Here is an 18,733-nt window from a genome sequence, read left to right as displayed (position 1 = left end):
CGCCACCGCTGGAACGCAGTGGCGGTGCTTGTCCCGCCTGAGCGCTACACCGCACCCTCGGCCACCGGCAGCGTGACATTCATCAGGGTCGAGTCGTCCGGGTCGGATTTCACCTTGAAGCCCAGGCTCTGGCACATCGCCAGCATGGTGGTGTTCTCACGCAATACCTGGCCTTCCACCATGTTCAAGCCCTGCCAGCGTGCGTATTCGATCATGATCTGCATCAGCTTCCAGCCAATGCCGTGGCCCTTGAGATCGGAGCGGATCAGGATGCCGTACTCGCCGCGGTTGTAGTCCGCATCGGCATGCAGGCGTACTGCGCCGAGCATGTCGCCAGTCTTCGGGTCGATGGCAACCAATGCGATGGAACGCGCGTAGTCGAGCTGGGTAAGGCGTGCGATGAACTCGTGGCTGAAATGCTTCACCGACTGGAAGAAGCGCAGCCGCAGGTCGTCGTCCGTAACACGCGCAAAGAACGCGCGGAACAACGCATCGTCCTCCGGTCGCACGGGGCGGATGAACACCTTGCTGCCATCGGACAAGGGAATGCTGCGCTCCCATTCGGTGGGATACGGGAAGATCGCAAAGCGCGGATGGCCGCGCCCTTTGTGCAGGCGCTTGACCGGGGCGATGGCGATGCGCGCATCCAGCGCGATCACCCCATTGCGGTCGGCCAGCAGCGGGTTGAGATCGAGCGTACGGATTTCCGGAATATCCGCCGCCAGCTGCGCCAGTTTGACCAGCACCAGTGCGACCGCCCGCTCATCGGCGGCCGGCACGTTGCCGTAGGCCTTGAGGATGCGCGACACACGGGTGCGGCCGATGACTTCGTGGGCAAGCCGCAGGTCCAGTGGCGGCAGCGCCAGGGTTTTGTCGTCGATCACTTCCACTGCCGTCCCGCCACGGCCGAACACCACCACCGGGCCGAAGACCGGGTCGTCCGCGATACCGGCGATCAACTCTCGCGCCTTGGGCCGCAGCAGGCTGGGCTGCACCATCACACCGTCGATGCGCGCCTGCGGGCGCAGCTCGCGTGCGCGTTTCAGGATGGACGTAGCCGCCGCCTGCACCGCCGGCAAGGTGCTCAGGTTCAGACGCACGCCGTCCACTTCCGACTTGTGCGGAATGTCGGACGATAGAATCTTCACCGCCACGCTCACGCCCTGCTCAAGCAACGGCTGGGCGAGATCCATCGCTTCGTGCGCGTCGCGCGCCACCATCACTTCCAGCGATGGAATGCCGTACGCCTGCAGCAAGCCATGCGTGGCGACCGGGTCCAGCCATTGCTGGTCGTTGGCCAGCGCGGCGTCCACCAGTGCGCGCGCGGCAGCAACGTCCACCACGAAATCGGATGGCAGGCTGGGCGGGGTTTCCATCAGCGCCGCCTGCGCCTCGCGATACTTCACCAGATGCTGGAAGCCGCGCACTGCCTCGGCTTCGCTGGGATAGGTCGGCACGCGCGCGGTGTTGAGCGTCACCGTGGCACGGTCATCGTTACCCAACCACACCGCAAACACCGGCTTTTCGCGCAACTGCCGCGAGCGTAACCCCAACGTGTGGGTCAATGCCTGGGCGGCATCGGCTGACGACGTGAATGCCGTGGGCACGTTGATCACCAGCACCGCGTCGTTGGCGTCATCGGACAGCAACGCTTCGATGGCCGAGGCATAACGCCCGCCGTCGGCATCCACCACGATATCCACCGGGTTATCGCGCGACCACCCTTCGGGCAGCACTTTGTCCAACTGCGCGATGGTGGCGGGCGACAGGTCGGCCAGCGAACCGCCCAACGCCTGCAGCTGGTCTACCGCCAACCGGCCAACACCACCGCCGTTGCTGAGGATGGCCAAGCGTCGGCCTGGGAACGTACCCAGGCGGCCCAGCGTTTCAGCGGCGGTGAACAACTCGTCCAACGCATTGACGCGGAGCAGGCCGGCGCGATTGAACGCTGCACCATAGACCGCATCAGAGGCCGCCAATGCCTGCGAATGGGTGCTGATGCCCTCACCGTTGGGCTTGGGCTGACGGCCGGCCTTGACCACCACCACCGGTTTGGCGCGGGCCGCTGCCCGTGCGGCGGACATGAATTTGCGCGCGTCACTGATCTGGTCGACGTACAACAGGATGGCGCGGGTGCGGTAGTCCGAAGCGAAGTAATCAAGCAGGTCGCCAAAGTCCACGTCCAGCGCATCACCCAGCGACACCACGCCCGAGAAACCAATCGAACGCGCCACGCCCCACTCCACCAGCGCGGCGGCAATCGCACTGGATTCGGAAATCAGCGCCAGGTCACCGGCCTGCGGCGTGTGTGCGGCAATGCTGGCGTTGAGGCGTGCATGTGGTGCGATAACGCCCAGACAATGTGGGCCAAGCACACGCATGCCCTTGGGCCGCGCCGCCGCCTCCACCTGCGCTGCGAGTGATCCTGGGCCACTGCCCAAACCGGCCGTCAACAGGATGGCGGCCGCCACACCCAGCTCGGCCGCTTGCGCCACGACTTGCGGCACCATCGTTGCCGGTGCGGTGATGACCACCAGGTCCGGTATCCACGGCAGATCCTTGAGCTTTTTGACCGTGCGCATGCCGTCGATTTCGGCGTGACGCGGATTGACCCAACCAATTTGCCCGGCAAAGCCGCCGGCCCGCAGATTGCGTATCACCGCGCGCCCTGCTGACCGTTCACGTGGGCTGCCGCCGATGACGGCAACCGAACGGGGGCGGAACACGGTTTGCAGGTGATAAGTGCTCATGACGACGCCAGTTGCGGAAACGTGATCAAAGGTACACGGCCCGCTGTGGAAGTGGCATGCGTTGAATCAAGGAGCTGGCGGTTGGGAGTGCGTGGGTGCAGAGGCAAAGCCACCAGCACCCTCCCCTTCGCGTTGCGAAAGGGAGGGTTGGGGCGGAGTGCTTTCACTTTCGTTTGGCCCTTCCGCACTCGTCACTCCTCTTCACCCGTCCTTCTGGCAACCGTGATGAGGGCCCCACCGGGCTTGGCCCGGCGCAACCGGCCTCACAGCAACGTTCCACCCAGAATCAGCGCGGCAATGCTGAAGTAGATGATCAGTCCCGTCACGTCCACCAACGTGGCCACGAATGGCGCAGAGGCACTGGCCGGGTCGAAGCCCAGCCGCTTGAGGATGAAAGGCAGCATCGAACCGGACAACGAGCCAAAGGTAACGATGCCAACCAACGCCGCGCCGATGGTGACTGCCAGCAATACCCAGTGCTCGCCGTAATCATGCAAACCGCCGAGCTGCCAGATGGTGATGCGGACGATGGCCAGCAGGCCAAGGATGCCGCCCAGCACCAAGCCCGTGGGCAGCTCGCGCAGCGCCACCCGCCACCAGTCACGCAGGCGCAGTTCACGCAGCGCCAACGAGCGGATCAACAACGACGTGGCCTGCGAACCAGAGTTGCCGCCGGAACTCATGATCAACGGGATGAACAGGGTCAGCACCACCGCGCGGGCCAGTTCGTCTTCGTAGTGCTGCATGGCGCTGGCGGTGAGCATTTCACCGAGGAACAACACGCTCAGCCAGCCGGCGCGCTTGCGCAACATCTCGAAGAAACCGATCTGCATGTAGGGCTTGTCCAACGCTTCCACGCCGCCGAACTTGTGCACGTCTTCGGTGGACTCGTCGATGAGTGCGTCCAGGATGTCGTCCACGGTGACGATACCCAGCATCTGCTGCTGTGCGTCCACCACCGGGATGGCCAGCAGGTCGTGGCGGCGGATCAGCTGCGCCACTTCTTCCTGATCCAGCTGCGGGCCAACGGTGACCGGCGGATTGGTCTGCGCCACGTCAACGATGGAGTCTTCTGGCGCACCGGTGATCAGGCGACGCATGGTCACCACCTGCTGCAGCTGTCGGGTCTGCGGGTCGAGCACGTAGATGGCGTAGACCGTCTCGCGGGTGCGCTCCACCTCGCGGATATGTTGCAGCGTCTGCGCGACCGTCCAATCCGCTGGCACGCCGACGAACTCGGTGGTCATCAAAGCGCCAGCGGTGCGCGGCGGGTAACTCAGCAGCAACTGGATGGATTGGCGCGCTTCCGGCGCCAGCAGCGGGATCAGCCGCGCCCGCTCACCCGCATCCAGCTCGTGGACGATATCGGTGGCACGGTCATCGGCCATCAAACCCAGCAAGGCGGCCGCACGGGCCGGTGCCAGCGCGGCCACCAGCTCACCGGCGCGCTGCAGTTCGGGAGCTTCCAGCAGTTTGACCGCACGCGGCAATGGCAATGCCGCCAGTGTGTCGGCCGCGCGGAGCAACGTCAGGGTGTTGAGGTATTCCACCGCATCCGCGGTATTGAAATCGGCAAGAGGTGCGCTCAGGGTGGCCGCATCGGCCACCGGACGCAGGAGCTGCTTCTGGTTCATGTTGATTCGCCTGTTTGCGATGCGACCACGCAACACCCGCACTGGCGAACCGGCCCACTCAGGCGTTCGTCACCGCTGGTGTCGATCGAGGTCGACTTCTACTGTCGCTTGACATGGGTTTGACTCCGGGAGGGTGCTGCACCGGGCTCGCCGGCAGCGGGGCGAGTCTGGGCCTGTTGGCGGGCGGGGTCAACCGCTTCCCGGGCAGATGCAGCCCTCGGTTGGGCGCGCATTCGCTTTCGTTGACAGCGCAGCCCGCATAATGGCGCGGGCCGGTTTCGCTGTGATGCCGGTGCATCTGCACAGCCCCACGGAGCACGGTTTCATGCATAGCGGCGGTCTCGAACTGGCCTTGGTCCTGCTGTTGGCGGCAGTGATTGCCGTGCCGATATTCAAGAAATTCGGGCTGGGCGCAGTACTGGGCTACCTGGCTGCCGGTGTGGTGCTGGGCCCGCATGTGCTGGGCTTCGTGCAGGACGCCGACCGCATCCTCAACGCTGCCGAAATCGGCGTGGTGATGCTGCTGTTCCTGATCGGCCTGGAGCTGTCGCCGTCGCGGTTGATGGTGATGCGGCGGCCGGTATTCGGCGGCGGCAGTGTGCAGGTACTGCTCACTGCCAGCGTCCTCGGCGGTCTGTTGCTGATGTACCACTTCCACTGGAAGAGCGCGCTGGTGATCGGCACCGCGTTGGCGCTGTCATCCACCGCAGTGGGCCTGCAGCTGCTGTCCGAACACAAGGCATTGAACAGCGACTACGGCCGCTTCGGCTTCGCGATTCTGCTGTTCCAGGATCTGATCGCCATTCCGCTGTTGGCCGCCATTCCGTTGCTGGGTGGCGTGCGCAACGAAACCCTCACGTGGCAAGACGCCGGCATTGCGTTGGGCGTGCTCGTCTTGGTCATCGTGCTGGGCCGGCCGGTGCTGCGGCGGTTGTTCGCGATTGTGGCGCGCACGCGCATGCCCGAAGTGTTCACCGCCACGGCGCTGCTGGTGGTGCTGGGTACCGCGTGGATCATGACCGAAGCCGGCCTCAGTGCCAGCCTCGGCGCCTTCGTGGCCGGTGTGCTGCTGGCCGATTCGGAATTCCGCCACGAGATCGAATCGCAGATAGAACCGTTCAAAGGCCTGTTGTTGGGTTTGTTCTTCATCGCGGTGGGCATGGGCATCAACCTGGACCGCATGGCCGCCGAGCCGATGGTGATTGCCGGTGGCGTGGCGATATTGCTGCTGGTGAAGTTCTCCATCCTGCTCGCACTGGGCTTGGCCGCGCGCATGCCGCTGCGCAGTGCATTGATGCTGGGCAGCGTGTTGTGGCTGGGCGGTGAGTTCGCTTTCGTGGTGTTCAACGAAGCCCAGCGCGCGCACCTGCTGGGCCGCATCAACCACGACCGGCTGGTGGCAGTCGTCAGCCTGTCGATGGCGATCACGCCGTTGTTGATGATTGGCCTGCAGCGGGTGCTGCAACTTCGCAAGCCCGAAGCGCGCCCGGAGCATGCGCCGGACGCCGCGCTGAAGGATGCCGGCGCGCAGCGGCCGCAGGTACTGATTGCCGGCATGGGCCGCTTTGGCCAGGTGGTAGCGCGTTTGCTGACCGCGCAACGCATTCCGTTCGTGGCACTGGAGGCCGACCCGGACACGGTGGAAGACCTGCGCCGCTTCGGCAACCAGCTGTACTACGGCGATCCCACCCGCCCGGACCTGCTGCGGTCGGCCGGTGCGGAACACATCCGTGTCTTCGTGATGGCCATGGACGACCCGGAAACCAACCTGCGCGCGGTGCGGCTGGTACGCCGCATGTATCCCGGCGCGACGGTGCTGGCGCGCGCCCGCAACCGCCAACACGCCTGGAAGCTGCTGGACATGTCGGCCGAACCGTTCCGCGAGGTGTTCGGCTCCAGCCTTGAAACCAGTGAGCGCGTGCTGACCGCGCTGGGCATTCCCGCCGAGACCGCACGCGACCACGTGCAACGCTTCCGCGAGCATGACGAGCAATTGCTCAAGGCCCAGCACCTGGTCTACGACGATGAAGCTGCGGTGATGCAGACCTCACGCGACGCACGTGCCGATCTGATGCATCTGTTCGAAGCCGACGCCAGCGACACCAAGCCTAGCGAGAGGTGAGCGGGCAGGAAACGCCGCAGCACGCGGCGGAGCGCCGCCTTGCTTCTACCGCTGCGCGGCAGTGCCCGTTGAGACCGCACGCTGAGGACGCCACTTAGCGCGAACCAGATAGAGTCTCCGCCGAGCGTGGCCCGGCATTACAAGATCAATTGGCGGCGGTGCTGTTCAATTGCGATCGCGCAGGAACCGCGCCATCGACGATACGCCCGGCACTGCGGGCTCGAATTCGCCGGCCACGTCGATGAAGCCGCGCATGATGGCGATGTCGCGGGGGCTGCGGTTGATGGCATCGCGCATGTCCGGATCAGCGCCGGCACGCAGCAGGCGCTGCACCAGCAGCGGCAGGCCATGCAGTGCGGCCAGATGCAACGGGCCGAACCCGCGCGGGTCGCGTACATCCAGCGACACGTCTTCATCCAGCAAGCGCTCGACGGCGGCCAACACCACATGTTCGTCGCAGGCGGTGCCCGGCTCGGCGCGTGCGCCCAACAGCAACAACAGCGGCGTGACCGTGCCTGCCGAAGCCTGGTCCGGCTCGGCGCCGGCCAGCAGCAAGGTATCCAGCAGGGCCAGCAGACGGGTGCGATCCCGCGAGGTGAAGCCGTACAACGCGGCGCAATGCAGCGGCGCCAGCTGCTGGTCATCACCGGCATGCACGTCGGCACCGGCGGCGAGCAAGCGCGCGACGATGTCGGCCATACCCAGCGCAGCGGCCAGCATCAACACGGTGACGCCGCCCGGCAGGCGATGTTCAAGCTGCGCGCCGGCAGTGAGCAAGGCGGCGACGATGTCGGTCTGACGCATGCTGACTGCCGCCGACAACGGCGTGGCGCCGCTGGCAGCCGCGTGCTGCGGATCCGCACCGCGTGACAGCAAGAGGTCAACGACGGCGGCATGGCCGCCACCGGCAGCGCGCAGCAGGCCGGTGCAGCCCTGTGCGTCCACCGCGTCCACGGCAAAGCCCAGGTTGATCAAACGGCGCACCGCATCGGCATCGCCGGCCATTGCCGCGGCAGGCACGTCGGCCTCGCGCAGCGCGCGTAGCGGCAGCGACCAGCCACGCCAGTCCAGCCAGTCGGCCAGATCACGACGGCCGCTGGACAACGCAACCCCCAACGGCGTCTGCCCATCGGCAGCGCGTGCGTCGGGCGATGCGCCCTGCAACAACAACAGTTTCACCGAGGCTTCGCGCGCGAGCGCGGTCGCCAGATGCAAGGCGGTCATGCCGTGGCTGTCACGCGCTTCGCGGTCGACACCGTTGAGCAGCAAGCCCTGCTGCAATTTCAGCCAGCCCAGGCGCACGGCCAACGACAGTGCCGGGTCACCTGCGGGCGAAGGCGCATAGGGATCGGCGCCCCGTTCCAGCAGCTCCAGCGCGAACTGCTCGGTACCGCGCGAGCCATGGTCGTGCTGCACGCAGGCCGCCAGCAAACGGGTCAGGCCACCGCGACCGGCCGGTGAAACGCCGCGCTTGAGCAGCACCTGCAAGGTGGGTATCGCATCCACGCCGCGCGACAGCAGCGCGAACATCGGCGTATCGCAGCAGGCATCGCGTACTTCCGGCGCGGCGCCATGCGCCAGCAGCCAATCAACCACGCGCGGCTGCAGTGCAAGTTCCGGATCGTGCAACAGGCCGCCCAGTTCATCGGCGGCGCACAGCTTGGCCAGCGGCGCCATGCCATCGACGTTGCCGAACACCAATGCCTCACGCAGCAGCGCCAGCGGTGCACGGTCGTTGAGTACCGGTGCCGCGTCGCCGTTGTCGTTGCCATCGGCCGATGCGCCGGCGGCATCACTCACCGCGGCTGGCAACGGGTAGGCCGGGTCCAGCAGCGACACGATGCTCCAGCGCCCGGCAGACGCAGCATGGTCGATGGCGCGGCGGCCATCCGCCCCCACGCAATCGGCAGAGATTCCCAGATCGAGCAGGCGCCGGATCAGTGCGGCGGATACCTGTTCGGCGCGGCAGGCCAACAGCACCGCGTTGTTGCCTTCGCCATCAACGGCGCTGACATCGGGCTGGTGCGCGAGCAGACGCTCAAGCACACCGGCGTGCCCCTGCGACGCCGCATCCAGCCACGGCGTACGCCCGGCGGCATCGCGCGGCTCGATGTTGGCGCCAGCATTGAGCAGGATTTCGGTGATATCGACATGGCCGGCCAGGGCTGCCTCGTGCAACGCGCTGCGGCGCTGCCGGTCACGCGCGTCCAGCCGTGCCTTGTGCTTGAGCAGCAACTGCACACCCGCCGGGTCATCGTCCTCGGTGGCAGCCGCCGGCACCAATACCGGCACGCCTTCAGCCGGTTCCACCTTGGCGCCGCGCTCCAGCAGAAATTTGGCCAGACGCCAGTTGCCAGCCTGGCAAGCCACCGCCAACGGGCTGTGGCCTTCGTTGTTCAACGCATCCACTTCGGCAGCCGCGTCACGCAACAAGGCGGCCACGCCCGGGTCGGAGCTGCGTGCGGCGTGGTGCAAGGGCGTGTTGCCATCGCCGTCGGTGGCACGCGGATCGGCACCATTGGCCAGCAGTGTCATCACCGCTTCCGGGCGACCGTGCCAGCTGTCGCGGGTGGCGGCCAGCAAAGGGGTCATGCCACGGTGCGACTGGTTCACGTCCACGCCACGGCTGATCAGCAACCGCAGCAGGCGAAGGTCCGGCAACACCGCCGCCAGTACCGCCAGGCTGCGCTGGTCGCGCGACTCCTGCGGCGGCTGTGCCTGCGGATCGGCGCCGGCGTCGAGCAGCTGCAGCGCACGGTCGACACGGCCGCCGCGTGCGGCGTCATACAACTGCGGGACCAGCTCGTGCTGCGCCAACGGCTCCAGCGGCACCGGGCCGGCGAGTGCTTCGGCGAAAGGATCAAAAGTGGCGGCTTCAGCAGGCGCCGTTGCGGCGACGCTTGGTGCGGCACGCATGCCCTGCAACAGGTGATGCAGCAACGGTGCCAACACCGCCGTGGCGATGGCCAGCGGCCAACGCAGGCTCTCGCTCACCAGCCCCGGCCAAGCAGGGGTGACCACGGCTGCACAGAGCAGCAACAGGATGGCTGCCGCGCCCAGGCCGTGCCAGGAATCCAGTCCGCGACCGGCCATCGCCTGTGACTGCGCATGCAATGCGCCGCCTTCGCGCTCCACCACGTGCCACAACGGCCAGGTGCGCCACAGCGCCAACAAGGCCACGCTGACCGCCACGCTCAAGGCCAGCACCGCCGCCAGACTGCCGCTGTCATGCAACGCCGTCAGCGGCCAGGACACCAGCAGTGCAACCATTGCCGAACCGCCCGCCCACAGCCCCAGCAAACCGGGCACTGCATGCTTGAACACCGTTGCCGGTGCCGAAAGCGCGCGGCTGCGGCGCAGCCACGACACGCCCAGCGCGAATGCTGGCTGTGCCAGCACGCCGCACACAGCCGCCACCAGACCGCCGAAGCCAGTGGCCAGGGTCAGCAGCAGACCCATTGCCAGCGCGATGGCAACGCTGCGGGTACGCAGGGTTTCAGTCATCGCGACCGTCGATGCGTGGGACCTTCACCGGCGCCAACGGTTGCGGTGGCAGCTGCAGATGGAAGCCGTGGGCGACCAGATTGGCGCGCACCAAAGCGGCGTCAACCTGGGCCAGGCGACGGTCGGGGGTCAGGGCTACTTCCAACACAAAAACGAATGGCGACAGCGTCGCGTCCAGCGTGGCCGGGATCGCTTCGAAGTCATCGCGCTTGGCGAGGTAGAGGTAGGTGTCCTGCTTGCGTTGGCTTTTATAAACGTAGGCTTGCATGCCAGCGTGCTTGACCCTTCATGATGAAAAGAGATTGTGTCGGAAATCTGGCGCTGGTGAAAGGCGCCAACCCCGTCACAGTAGGCTTTTCCCCGACCCGCTGCGTTCATTTTCATCAAAAGGGTGTCTGCACGATGCCAGCGTATGCCTCGCTTGCGGGCCGTTCATACGCCTGCGTCTATATACTCCCGCCCCGTCAACACTGCGGAGGTTTGCGTGACACCTGCATCACCACCGCCACTGGTTCCCCTGAACATCGTCGCCCACAGCGCGACCACCGCGCTGGGTGCGGGGCTGGAAGCACAGCGCAGCGCCTTGCGTGAGCGGCGCAGCGGACTGCGCCGGAATGACTTTGGTCTTGATCCGCTGGAATGCTGGATCGGCCGGGTGAACGGCGTGGAAGACGTTGTTCTCCCCGCGCACCTGCTCTCTCACCATTGCCGCAACAACGCGCTAGCCTGGCTGGCACTGCAGCAGGACGGCATCACCGAAGCGATTGCGCAGGTGATCGCGCGGCATGGCGCGAAGCGGGTAGCGGTCGTGATGGGCACGTCCACCTCCAGCATCGGCGCTACCGAACTTGCCTATACCCGGCTCGAAACCGACAGCCACGGCACTTCGCATTTCCCGCAGGATCTGTGCGGTGAACGCATCCACAGCCCGCATTCACTCGGTGATTTCGTGCGTGTGGCCACCGGCCTGCTCGGGCCGTGCGTCACCGTTGCCACCGCCTGTTCATCCAGCGCCAAGGTATTTGCGCAGGCCGCGCGCCTGATCCACGCTGGCCTGGCCGATGCCGCCTTGGTCGGCGGCGTGGACACGCTATGCGGCAGCGTCCTGTATGGCTTCAACTCGCTGCAGTTGATCGCACCCACTCCTTGCCAGCCTTTTGACGCACGTCGCGTCGGGCTGTCACTGGGCGAAGCCGGCGGCTATGCCGTGCTTGAGCGTTACGGTGCCGGTCCAGACACCGCCCTGCAGCTGCAGGGTTATGGCGAATCCAGCGATGCCCACCACATGTCCGCTCCCCATCCGGAAGGGCTCGGCGCGCGCATGGCGATGCAGGCCGCGTGGCAACGTGCCGGCATCAGCGCCGACCACATTGGCTATCTGAACCTGCATGGCACCTCGACACCGGCCAATGACAGCATTGAGGCCAGGGCTGTGGCCGCCCTCTTTCCGCCAAGCCTGCATGCCAGCTCCACCAAGGGCTGGACCGGGCACACGCTGGGTGCGGCGGGCATCGTCGAATCGGTGTTCGCACTGCTGGCGTTGTCCGATGGGCTGCTGCCAGGGACACTCAACAGTGAACAGCCCGACCCCGCCTGCGGGCCGCAGATCCGTTTTGATAATGCGCAGGCCGATATCCGCCATGCGATGAACAATTCCTTCGGCTTCGGCGGCAACAACTGCTCGCTCGTATTCGGCAAGGCAGGGTGAAGCACATGCTCACGGCAACATTGGAGGGCATCGGCTTCTGGGGCAACGGCCTGCCTGACTGGGACAGTGCATGCGCCTGGGTGCTCGAGGGCCTGCGTCCGGAAAATCCCCCTGCCCGTCCTTCTCCTCAATTGCTCGCCGCCAACGAGCGGCGGCGTGCACCGGGTACCGTCGCAGTGGCGTTGGAAGCCGCGCTTGCCGCCTGCAAGGCAGCAGACCGGGCGCCCGCCAGCCTGCCGGCGGTGTTCACGTCCACCTATGGCGAGTTGTCGATCACCGACTACATGTGTGCGACCTTGGCAGAAGACCCGCGCGCAATTTCACCAACAAAATTCCACAACTCGGTGCACAACGCCGCTGCCGGCTACTGGACCATCGGTGCCGGTGCGCATGTCCCCGCCACCGCAATCAGCGCAGGCCCCCACAGCTTTGCACAGGGCCTGCTTGAAGCGATGGTGCAGTTGCATGCCGGCGAGGATGCCGTGCTGCTGGTGGCCTATGACGGCACCACCGTCGGCCCGCTGGCACAGGTATCGCCCAGTGAAGGATTGCTTGGCGTGGCGCTGGTACTTTCGCGCGTCGGGCGGGCGGGCCAGCCGACCTTGACGGTGAACCTGCACAGCGAACGGAACGACCTGACAGCGCCGCCCAATGCGCACGGCCCCCTCTCGCAACGGCTGGCTGGCAATGCCATGCAACCTGCACTCCCCATGCTGGAAGCAATTGCGCTGCAATACCGGCGACTATGGCTGCCCGCAGGGCCCGATCAATGGATGGAAATCGGTATCGATCATGAATGACTCAGCCCGCCTGTCGCCGGATAACGTCGCGGTGGTGATTCCCGCGCTCAACGAGGCACTGCGCATCCGCGAGGTGATTCAGAGCGCGCTGGAGCACTTCCCGCACGTGATTCTTGTCGACGATGGCTCCGACGACGGCACGGCGCAGTGCGTCGCCGACCTGCCGGTGATCGTGCTGCGTCACCCGCAGCGGATGGGCAAGGGTCATGCACTGCGCAGCGGTTTTGCTGAAGCCACGCAGCGTGGCCTGCAAGGCGTCCTGACGATGGATGGCGACGGCCAGCACTCGGCATCGGACCTGCCCCGGTTGTTGGACAGCGCCAACCGCCATCCGGGCTCCATCATCATCGGCGCACGCCTGCGCAAACGCGCCTCGCAGCCGCTGTACCGCCGCTTGGCAAACGAATTCGGTGATTGGGGCATTGCCTGGGGCACGCACTACCAGGTAACCGACAGCCAAAGCGGGCAACGCTTCTACCCTGCCGACGTGATCGCACTGCAGGACATTCCCGGCGAAGGTTTCGTGTTCGAAGCACAGATCGTGATCTCTGCGGCACGCCAGCTCGGCACACGCTGCGTTTCGGTACCCATCGAGTCACGCTACCGTAGCGCCGACAGTGACGAACAGTTCCGGCCCAGCCACTTCCGGCCACTGCGTGACCTTTACCGCATCACCAGCCATATCGTGCGATTGGCACTGCGCCACGGCCACGTACTCGACGTGCACCGCCGCATTCGTGCCAATCCCCCCTTGATCGATGACAACAGCGGTGGGTTCAACAAAAACGGGCACTGACCCCTACGCGCCGAATCAACCCATGCCGCCGTTGATGCCGATCACCTGACCGTTGATGTAACCCGCCGCGTCACTGCACAGGAAGGCGACAAGCGCCGCTACTTCTTCCGGCTTGCCGGCACGCGCAGCCGGCACGGTCTGCTTGATCAGTTCCGGTGGGAACGCATCGGCCGCCATCTGCCCTTCGATCACGCCCGGCGCAACCACGTTGACGCTGATGCCACGGCTGGCCATTTCCCGAGCCAGCGATTTCGATGCACCGTGCAGCGCCGCTTTCGCCGCCGCGTAGTTGGTCTGGCCACGGTTGCCCAGCACCGCTGCCACCGAAGAGACGCTGACGATGCGCCCCCAACGCGTGCGTGCCATGGGCAGCAACAGCGGCTGGGTGACATGGAAAAAACCGTGCAGGGACACATCAATCACCCGGCGCCAGCGTTCCACATCCATGCCAGCCATTGGCGCGTCATCATGGATGCCCGCGTTGTTGACCACGATCTGAATCGGCCCCTGGCCCAACAGCGCTTCCAGCGCGGCCGCAGTGGCAGCAGCATCAACCACGTCGAATGACACCGCCTGTGCACTGCCGCCCGCGCCATGAATGGCATCCACCACCGACTGTGCGCGGTCAAGATTGGCATTGGCGTGGACGATGACATGTACACCCTCTGCAGCCAGCCGCTGGCAGATTGCTCCACCAAGGTCGCCACTCCCACCGGTTACCAAAGCGCGTCGTTTCGTGCTCATGCGTTGATTCTGTCCTTGCTAGAAAGTTGGCGTTCAGGGCAACCGCAGCATCACCGCGGCACGGCCCTCGGCCAGCAAACGGCCATCACACTGAATGCGGAACGCATATTGCTGACTGGTATCGGCCTCTGCCAACACTTGCGCAGTGGCTTCCAGCGGTCCACACAGATCATCGATGCGTGCGACGTGCAGCTGCACGTCCCGCAACGCCACCAGTACACCGGGTACGACCGCCGCGCCACGTTGCCGCCCACGCAGGCCACCATGCACGGCCATTGCCTGCGCTCCGTACTCGCACAGGTGGATCGCACGCAGTTGCCCATCGCAACGCAAAGGATGCGCCGGATCGCGATGATTGAACGCACGCAGTTCAATGGCAGTGTCCGACCACGCCAGCACGTCATCCCACAGGCACATGCTGCCTTGATGCGGCACCAGCTGCAGGATGTCCTCACGCCCCAGCATTGGGCACTTCCTGCGTGGGGTGCCGCGAGATCAACAACGCCAGCATGAAGTTGCAGACCACGCCCAACGCCACGGTGCTGCCGATCGCGCGCAATACAGGAATCGACGAAAGCCCCAACAAACTGAAGACCAGCAATGTCATCACGCTGCAGACCAGTAATCCGTGCAGGGTGCGCAGCTGATCGGCTTGGTTGTCACCGGCATGCTCGAAGAACAGTCCGTAGTCCAGGCCCAAACCGGCAGCGAGAATCAAACCAATCAGATGGAACAGGTTCAACTCCACGCCTGCACCGCGCAGTACTGCCAATACCAGCACGGTGGTCAGCGCCATCGGCAGCAACACCCGAACCGTGCGTCGCGGTGAGCGCAACGTCGCCCAGACCGTGAGCGAGAGTAGCAACACCGCCACCAGCAGCGCCGACAGCACACGTCCACGGTAGTCCGCCACCAGGGATTCGGAGGCATATTTCAGGTCCAGCAATTCGGCGCCATGCGAGCGTGCGCTGGCGGCCACGGCCGCGACGTCATGCAGGCCACTGAGCGATATCACTGCCGTGCTGTGGTCCTTCCCCTGCAGCAACAACCCTTCCACCGCCGTAGCCAATGGCGTGCCCTGGAGGTCTTCTGGCTGCAGTGCAGGTGCAGCGCGTGCACGCGCGACATCCGCGATGAAGGGCTCGAAGGCATCACTGCGGAACGGTGTATCGGCGACCGCGTCCGCCAGTGCGATGCGCAGCGTGGCTTCGTCGGGCAGTTGCTGTTGACGCTTGCGCTGCAGCTCGGCGCTGGGAAGGTAACGTGCGGCCATGTCGTAGCGCTCCACCGCACCGCTTGCCACCAGCGTATCCAGCGCCGGACGCAGCCGCTCGCTCGCCGCCAGCACCGTCTGTGCATCCGCGCCCTGCACGCTGATGACATAGCGCACATCCGGCGCACCCAGCTCACTGCGCAGTTCGGCGTCGCGCGCCAGATCCTGCGGATCCACCGGGGTCAGCCGGCTCAGGTCGTTCTGCCAGAACGGCCCCGGCGCCCAAACCAGCACCGCCAGCGCGGCAACTGCCACTACCAGCAACGATCCGCGTGGCCGTGGCAAGCGCTGTGTGTGACGCCACAACCATGCCAATCGCGATGAGTCTGCGAGGTCGCGCGTGGCAGGGTCCACCAGTGCAGGCAACAGATAGCGCGTCGCCAATGCGGCGGTCGCGAGCGCGGTGATGGTGAACACCGACAGCTGCTTGAGCCCTTCCACGCCCGAGAACAGGAAGGTCAGATAGGCGATGCAGGTGGCGATCACGCCGGTGCCCAACGTCGGCCACAGCGCGCGCACGTTGTCCCACGGCGAGCGGCCGGGACGTTCATGGCTGAAGAAGTGGATGGGGTAATCCTGCACCACGCCGATCAAGGTGAACCCGAAAGCGATGGTGATGCCATGCACCCCGTCAAAGCCGACAACGACCGCCGCCAGGCCTGCCAGACCGGCGCTGGCCAACGGCAGGAAGCCGAGAATCGGCATCTTCCAGCTGCGGTAGGCAAACCACAGCAGCAGGATCATGCCGATGGTGTCGAGCAGGCCAATGGTGCTGGCCTCACTGGCGGTGCGATTGCCGATCTTCACCGAAAATGCGCCCGGCCCACTCAGCTCGATGCGGCTGCCGCTGTCACCCGCCATGGCGCGAAAACCGCTGTTGATCGCATCCACCGCCTGTTGCTGAGCTCCCGGATCAAACCCCGCCGCGCGTGTCTGCACCAGCAGCAGTGCCTGTTTTCCGGTGCTGTCGAACCAGACATCGTCAATGCGCTGCGGCGCAGTGGCCGGCTGCAGTGATTCCGCCACGCGCAACACCTGCAAGGTGGGATCGGACGCCAACAGTGGCTCGATCAATCCACCTGCGGGCGAGCCGAGATCCTGCACGCGCGCTTGGAGTTCTTCGCGCAACGTGGCGCTGGAAAACGCATCCGCCGGCAGTGCATCAATCAGATAGCGATACGGCAACAGATGTTCCGGAAATGCCTCCAGCCCGGCTTGTTCGCCATTGGCGACCAACTCGAACTGCGCATCGGCCGCCAGCGTTTCACGCAATCCATGTGATTGCGCGGCCAATTGCTCAGGCGCAGCACCGGACAACGCGACCAGCAGCAAACGGGCACCCGGGCCTTCGCCCAGCTCATCCAGCAATAGTTTCTGCGCCGGGGTGCGCGCGTCCGGCATGAATTTGCGTAGATCCCCACTGACCTGCATGCGCGCACTGAGCCATGCAGTCAGCAGGCCGAGCAGTAGCAACCAGGCAATCGCCAGACCTATCCGGTGGCCGGAGGAGAGCTTCAACGCGCGCCATCCGCATGACACAACGCCAACAGGACGTCGGCCTGACGGATTCCGCCCGCCGCCGCGGCCGCGCCGCCGAGCAGCGTGCGTTGTACCTCGCCTTTGGCCGGCTGCGTTTCGATGCAACGCAGCTCGCCGCCTTGACCATGCAGCGTTACGCCACGCACCCGGCGAGCCAGGGCCTCTGCCTTGGGCGTCAGCACCAGCTGCCAGTGCTGGGCAGTACCGGATGGCTGCAGCCGATAGGCCTGTTCCAACGCGGCCTGGTCACCGGCCAGCAAGGCGCCGAAGCTCGTCTGCAGGTCCGCCAACTCAGGCACCCGCTGCAGCGAGAACACCCGTGGCGGCTTGCCGGCGCGGATGATGCTGACCTGGCCCGCTGCAATGGTGGTGGTTTCGGCATACGGGCTGCGCACTTCACGCACCAGGGTGTTGGCGTCCGGGCGGCGGTACTGCCCCTCCACCCGCAATGGCTCCTTCAGCAGGGCTGAACCGCGCAGCTCGACGAAACCGGTCTGGCTGGGCGCAGGCTGTGCCAGCTGGCGCAGAATCCACGCCGCATCAACGCCGCTGGCCAGCGCCGGGTTCGTCATGCTGCCGATCACGATCAACGCTGCGCACAGCAGTCGACGGCGCGGATTCAAGGTCTTCGGAATGCCAGAAATCATAGAAATTGAACCAGTTGTAGGGAGCGCTGCGCAGGTGATGTTCCAGCCTGCTGGCATAACGATGGATAAGCGCGGACAGCACCTCCGCCCGACGCGCCCGTGGAATGTCCACAGTCTCCTCGAACGGCTCGAACAGCAGGTCGTAGCGATTGCGCCCCCGGTACAGGCCAAAGGCCAGCATCACCGGCGCCTTCAAGATGCCCGCGAGCAACCACGGCGCTGTCGGAAACCGCACCTCCGCACCAAGCAGGGGAGCGGCCATGGTTGTGTCGCCGGGCCGCTCGCGATCCACCAGCAGGGCCACCATCGCACCCTCTTCCAGTGCCTGCTGGATGGCCAACACAATCGATGGGCCATCCTGCCCCGCATCGATGATGCCGGCAGCCAGAGCGGGATCCAGCTCAGCCAACAGGTCGGTGATGGCGGCATTGTGCGAACGGTCCAGCAGCACCCGCAGTTTCAGACCGGGGCGCTGCCGGGCCAACGCACGCAGCGCATCGAAACTTCCCAGGTGTGAACCGAATATCAGCACACCACGGCCTTGGTCCAACAGCGTCAGCAGCTGCTCGGTGCCATGCGCGTGGATGTCGAACAGGTTCATCCTCCCTGCAAGCAGGAACACCCGGTCAAGAATGGTGACGGCGAACGTATGGATATGGCGGGCCACGTCCAGCGCCCCCACCCGTCGCCCCAGAACACGGCCCAGGTAGTCGCGCGAGGCGCGCCTTTCACTGCCCCGTATACAGAAGAAATACACGGTGATCGGATACAGGCAGAGTCTGGCGATGCCACGTCCGCCGTGGCGCGCGATGCCGGCAATCAGGCCAATGGCAAAACGTCCGCCACCTTCGGGACGCTGCTTCCAGTCAGGGGCATTCATGCGGGCACGTCATCGCTTTCCAGCACCAGTTCGCCACGCACCAGCAGTTCCGCATCACGCAGCACACGGAACTTCCAACGCGGCGCCTGGCCTTCCAGTTCCACTCTCGCGGTCTGGCCCGGCAACAGCGGCGCCATGAACTTCACCTGCGGCAACCGCAGCCGGTTTGCAGCTACGCCGGACTGGGCTTGGACCGCACACAGCACCTGCTCCAACACCACCACGCCCGGCACCAGCGGCCGCCCCGGGAAGTGTCCGGGCAAGCACGCATGGTCATCGGGGATGGAGAACAGCATGGCGTCCGCCGGTAGGCTTGGGCCGGACAGGATAGCGGCA

14 protein-coding genes are annotated in these 18,733 nt (G+C 65.5%); 4 read left to right on the top strand and 10 right to left on the bottom strand.

What is annotated here, in order from left to right; all coding sequences use genetic code 11:
* Nucleotides 1-44: 44 nt before the first annotated feature.
* Both PAN08_RS01050 and mgtE read right to left on the bottom strand, forming a co-directional pair.
* Entirely contained in the window at nt 45-2,750 is a 2,706-nt protein-coding gene (locus tag PAN08_RS01050; protein ID WP_269789702.1) for a bifunctional acetate--CoA ligase family protein/GNAT family N-acetyltransferase, read from the bottom strand.
* 263 nt (nt 2,751-3,013) lie between these two features.
* Nucleotides 3,014-4,384 carry a magnesium transporter gene (gene mgtE, locus PAN08_RS01045; protein ID WP_269789701.1) on the bottom strand — a complete coding sequence of 457 codons (1,371 nt, stop codon included), beginning with the start codon at nt 4,382-4,384 and terminating at the stop codon, nt 3,014-3,016.
* A 325-nt stretch (nt 4,385-4,709) separates the two neighbouring features.
* Between mgtE and PAN08_RS01040 the strand changes: the two genes are divergently transcribed.
* Complete coding sequence (locus PAN08_RS01040; protein WP_269789700.1) at nt 4,710-6,506, top strand: monovalent cation:proton antiporter-2 (CPA2) family protein; 1,797 nt, start codon at nt 4,710-4,712, stop codon at nt 6,504-6,506.
* Nucleotides 6,507-6,671: 165 nt separating this feature from the next.
* On the opposite strand, the gene PAN08_RS01035 is transcribed toward PAN08_RS01040, so the two are convergent.
* A complete protein-coding gene (locus tag PAN08_RS01035) occupies nt 6,672-10,010 on the bottom strand; it encodes an ankyrin repeat domain-containing protein (RefSeq protein WP_269789699.1) in 3,339 nt (1,112 codons plus the stop codon).
* Nucleotides 10,003-10,278 (bottom strand): YcgL domain-containing protein, encoded by a 276-nt coding sequence (locus PAN08_RS01030; protein ID WP_269789698.1) that lies wholly within the window; start codon nt 10,276-10,278, stop codon nt 10,003-10,005. The genes PAN08_RS01035 and PAN08_RS01030 overlap by 8 nt, the downstream gene beginning before the upstream one ends.
* Before the next feature lie 240 nt (nt 10,279-10,518).
* Here PAN08_RS01030 and PAN08_RS01025 point away from each other — a divergent pair, with 240 nt between their 5' ends.
* Genes PAN08_RS01025 through PAN08_RS01015 form a run of 3 tightly spaced genes read left to right on the top strand, consistent with a single transcriptional unit; the run spans nt 10,519 to nt 13,314 of the window.
* Entirely contained in the window at nt 10,519-11,718 is a 1,200-nt protein-coding gene (locus PAN08_RS01025; RefSeq protein WP_269791136.1) for a beta-ketoacyl-[acyl-carrier-protein] synthase family protein, read from the top strand.
* A gap of 5 nt (nt 11,719-11,723) precedes the next feature.
* On the top strand, nt 11,724-12,518 hold the full coding sequence (locus PAN08_RS01020; protein WP_269789697.1) for a beta-ketoacyl synthase chain length factor: 795 nt from the start codon (nt 11,724-11,726) through the stop codon (nt 12,516-12,518).
* Nucleotides 12,511-13,314, top strand: a complete 804-nt coding sequence (locus PAN08_RS01015) for a glycosyltransferase family 2 protein (protein ID WP_269789696.1) — start codon at nt 12,511-12,513, stop codon at nt 13,312-13,314. The genes PAN08_RS01020 and PAN08_RS01015 overlap by 8 nt, the downstream gene beginning before the upstream one ends.
* Nucleotides 13,315-13,329: 15 nt before the next feature.
* On the opposite strand, the gene fabG is transcribed toward PAN08_RS01015, so the two are convergent.
* Genes fabG through PAN08_RS00985 form a run of 6 tightly spaced genes read right to left on the bottom strand, consistent with a single transcriptional unit; the run spans nt 13,330 to nt 18,693 of the window.
* A complete protein-coding gene (gene fabG / locus PAN08_RS01010) occupies nt 13,330-14,058 on the bottom strand; it encodes a 3-oxoacyl-ACP reductase FabG (RefSeq protein ID WP_269789695.1) in 729 nt (242 codons plus the stop codon).
* A 33-nt stretch (nt 14,059-14,091) separates the two neighbouring features.
* The gene (locus tag PAN08_RS01005) at nt 14,092-14,523 is read right to left on the bottom strand and encodes a phosphotransferase (protein ID WP_269789694.1); all 432 of its coding nucleotides are present in this window, start codon (nt 14,521-14,523) and stop codon (nt 14,092-14,094) included.
* Nucleotides 14,510-16,870 (bottom strand): MMPL family transporter, encoded by a 2,361-nt coding sequence (locus tag PAN08_RS01000; RefSeq protein WP_269789693.1) that lies wholly within the window; start codon nt 16,868-16,870, stop codon nt 14,510-14,512. The genes PAN08_RS01005 and PAN08_RS01000 overlap by 14 nt, the downstream gene beginning before the upstream one ends.
* The gene (locus tag PAN08_RS00995; protein ID WP_269789692.1) at nt 16,846-17,442 is read right to left on the bottom strand and encodes a LolA-related protein; all 597 of its coding nucleotides are present in this window, start codon (nt 17,440-17,442) and stop codon (nt 16,846-16,848) included. The genes PAN08_RS01000 and PAN08_RS00995 overlap by 25 nt, the downstream gene beginning before the upstream one ends.
* On the bottom strand, nt 17,411-18,397 hold the full coding sequence (locus PAN08_RS00990) for an acyltransferase (protein ID WP_269789691.1): 987 nt from the start codon (nt 18,395-18,397) through the stop codon (nt 17,411-17,413). Before PAN08_RS00990 ends, PAN08_RS00995 begins: the two co-directional genes overlap by 32 nt.
* Nucleotides 18,394-18,693: a hypothetical protein gene (locus PAN08_RS00985; RefSeq protein WP_269789690.1), complete on the bottom strand. Its 300-nt coding sequence runs from the start codon at nt 18,691-18,693 to the stop codon at nt 18,394-18,396. Before PAN08_RS00985 ends, PAN08_RS00990 begins: the two co-directional genes overlap by 4 nt.
* Between the last annotated feature and the right edge of the window lie 40 nt (nt 18,694-18,733).

Source organism: Stenotrophomonas sp. Iso1 (genome assembly GCF_027497995.1).
In the GTDB taxonomy this organism is placed as follows: Bacteria; Pseudomonadota; Gammaproteobacteria; order Xanthomonadales; family Xanthomonadaceae; genus Stenotrophomonas.
Note: the sequence above shows the minus strand (reverse complement) of the source record. Positions and strands in the feature narration are given on the sequence as shown.

What these genes read in the sequence shown, in the direction of transcription:
- fabG (WP_269789695.1), bottom strand. Translation starts at nt 14,058, where the DNA reads ATGAGCACGAAACGACGCGCTTTGGTAACCGGTGGGAGTGGCGACCTT.
- mgtE (WP_269789701.1), bottom strand. Translation starts at nt 4,384, where the DNA reads ATGAACCAGAAGCAGCTCCTGCGTCCGGTGGCCGATGCGGCCACCCTG.
- PAN08_RS00995 (WP_269789692.1), bottom strand. Translation starts at nt 17,442, where the DNA reads ATGACGAACCCGGCGCTGGCCAGCGGCGTTGATGCGGCGTGGATTCTG.
- PAN08_RS01050 (WP_269789702.1), bottom strand. Translation starts at nt 2,750, where the DNA reads ATGAGCACTTATCACCTGCAAACCGTGTTCCGCCCCCGTTCGGTTGCC.
- PAN08_RS01020 (WP_269789697.1), top strand. Translation starts at nt 11,724, where the DNA reads ATGCTCACGGCAACATTGGAGGGCATCGGCTTCTGGGGCAACGGCCTG.
- PAN08_RS00990 (WP_269789691.1), bottom strand. Translation starts at nt 18,397, where the DNA reads ATGAATGCCCCTGACTGGAAGCAGCGTCCCGAAGGTGGCGGACGTTTT.
- PAN08_RS01030 (WP_269789698.1), bottom strand. Translation starts at nt 10,278, where the DNA reads ATGCAAGCCTACGTTTATAAAAGCCAACGCAAGCAGGACACCTACCTC.
- PAN08_RS00985 (WP_269789690.1), bottom strand. Translation starts at nt 18,693, where the DNA reads ATGCTGTTCTCCATCCCCGATGACCATGCGTGCTTGCCCGGACACTTC.
- PAN08_RS01040 (WP_269789700.1), top strand. Translation starts at nt 4,710, where the DNA reads ATGCATAGCGGCGGTCTCGAACTGGCCTTGGTCCTGCTGTTGGCGGCA.
- PAN08_RS01005 (WP_269789694.1), bottom strand. Translation starts at nt 14,523, where the DNA reads ATGCTGGGGCGTGAGGACATCCTGCAGCTGGTGCCGCATCAAGGCAGC.
- PAN08_RS01035 (WP_269789699.1), bottom strand. Translation starts at nt 10,010, where the DNA reads ATGACTGAAACCCTGCGTACCCGCAGCGTTGCCATCGCGCTGGCAATG.
- PAN08_RS01015 (WP_269789696.1), top strand. Translation starts at nt 12,511, where the DNA reads ATGAATGACTCAGCCCGCCTGTCGCCGGATAACGTCGCGGTGGTGATT.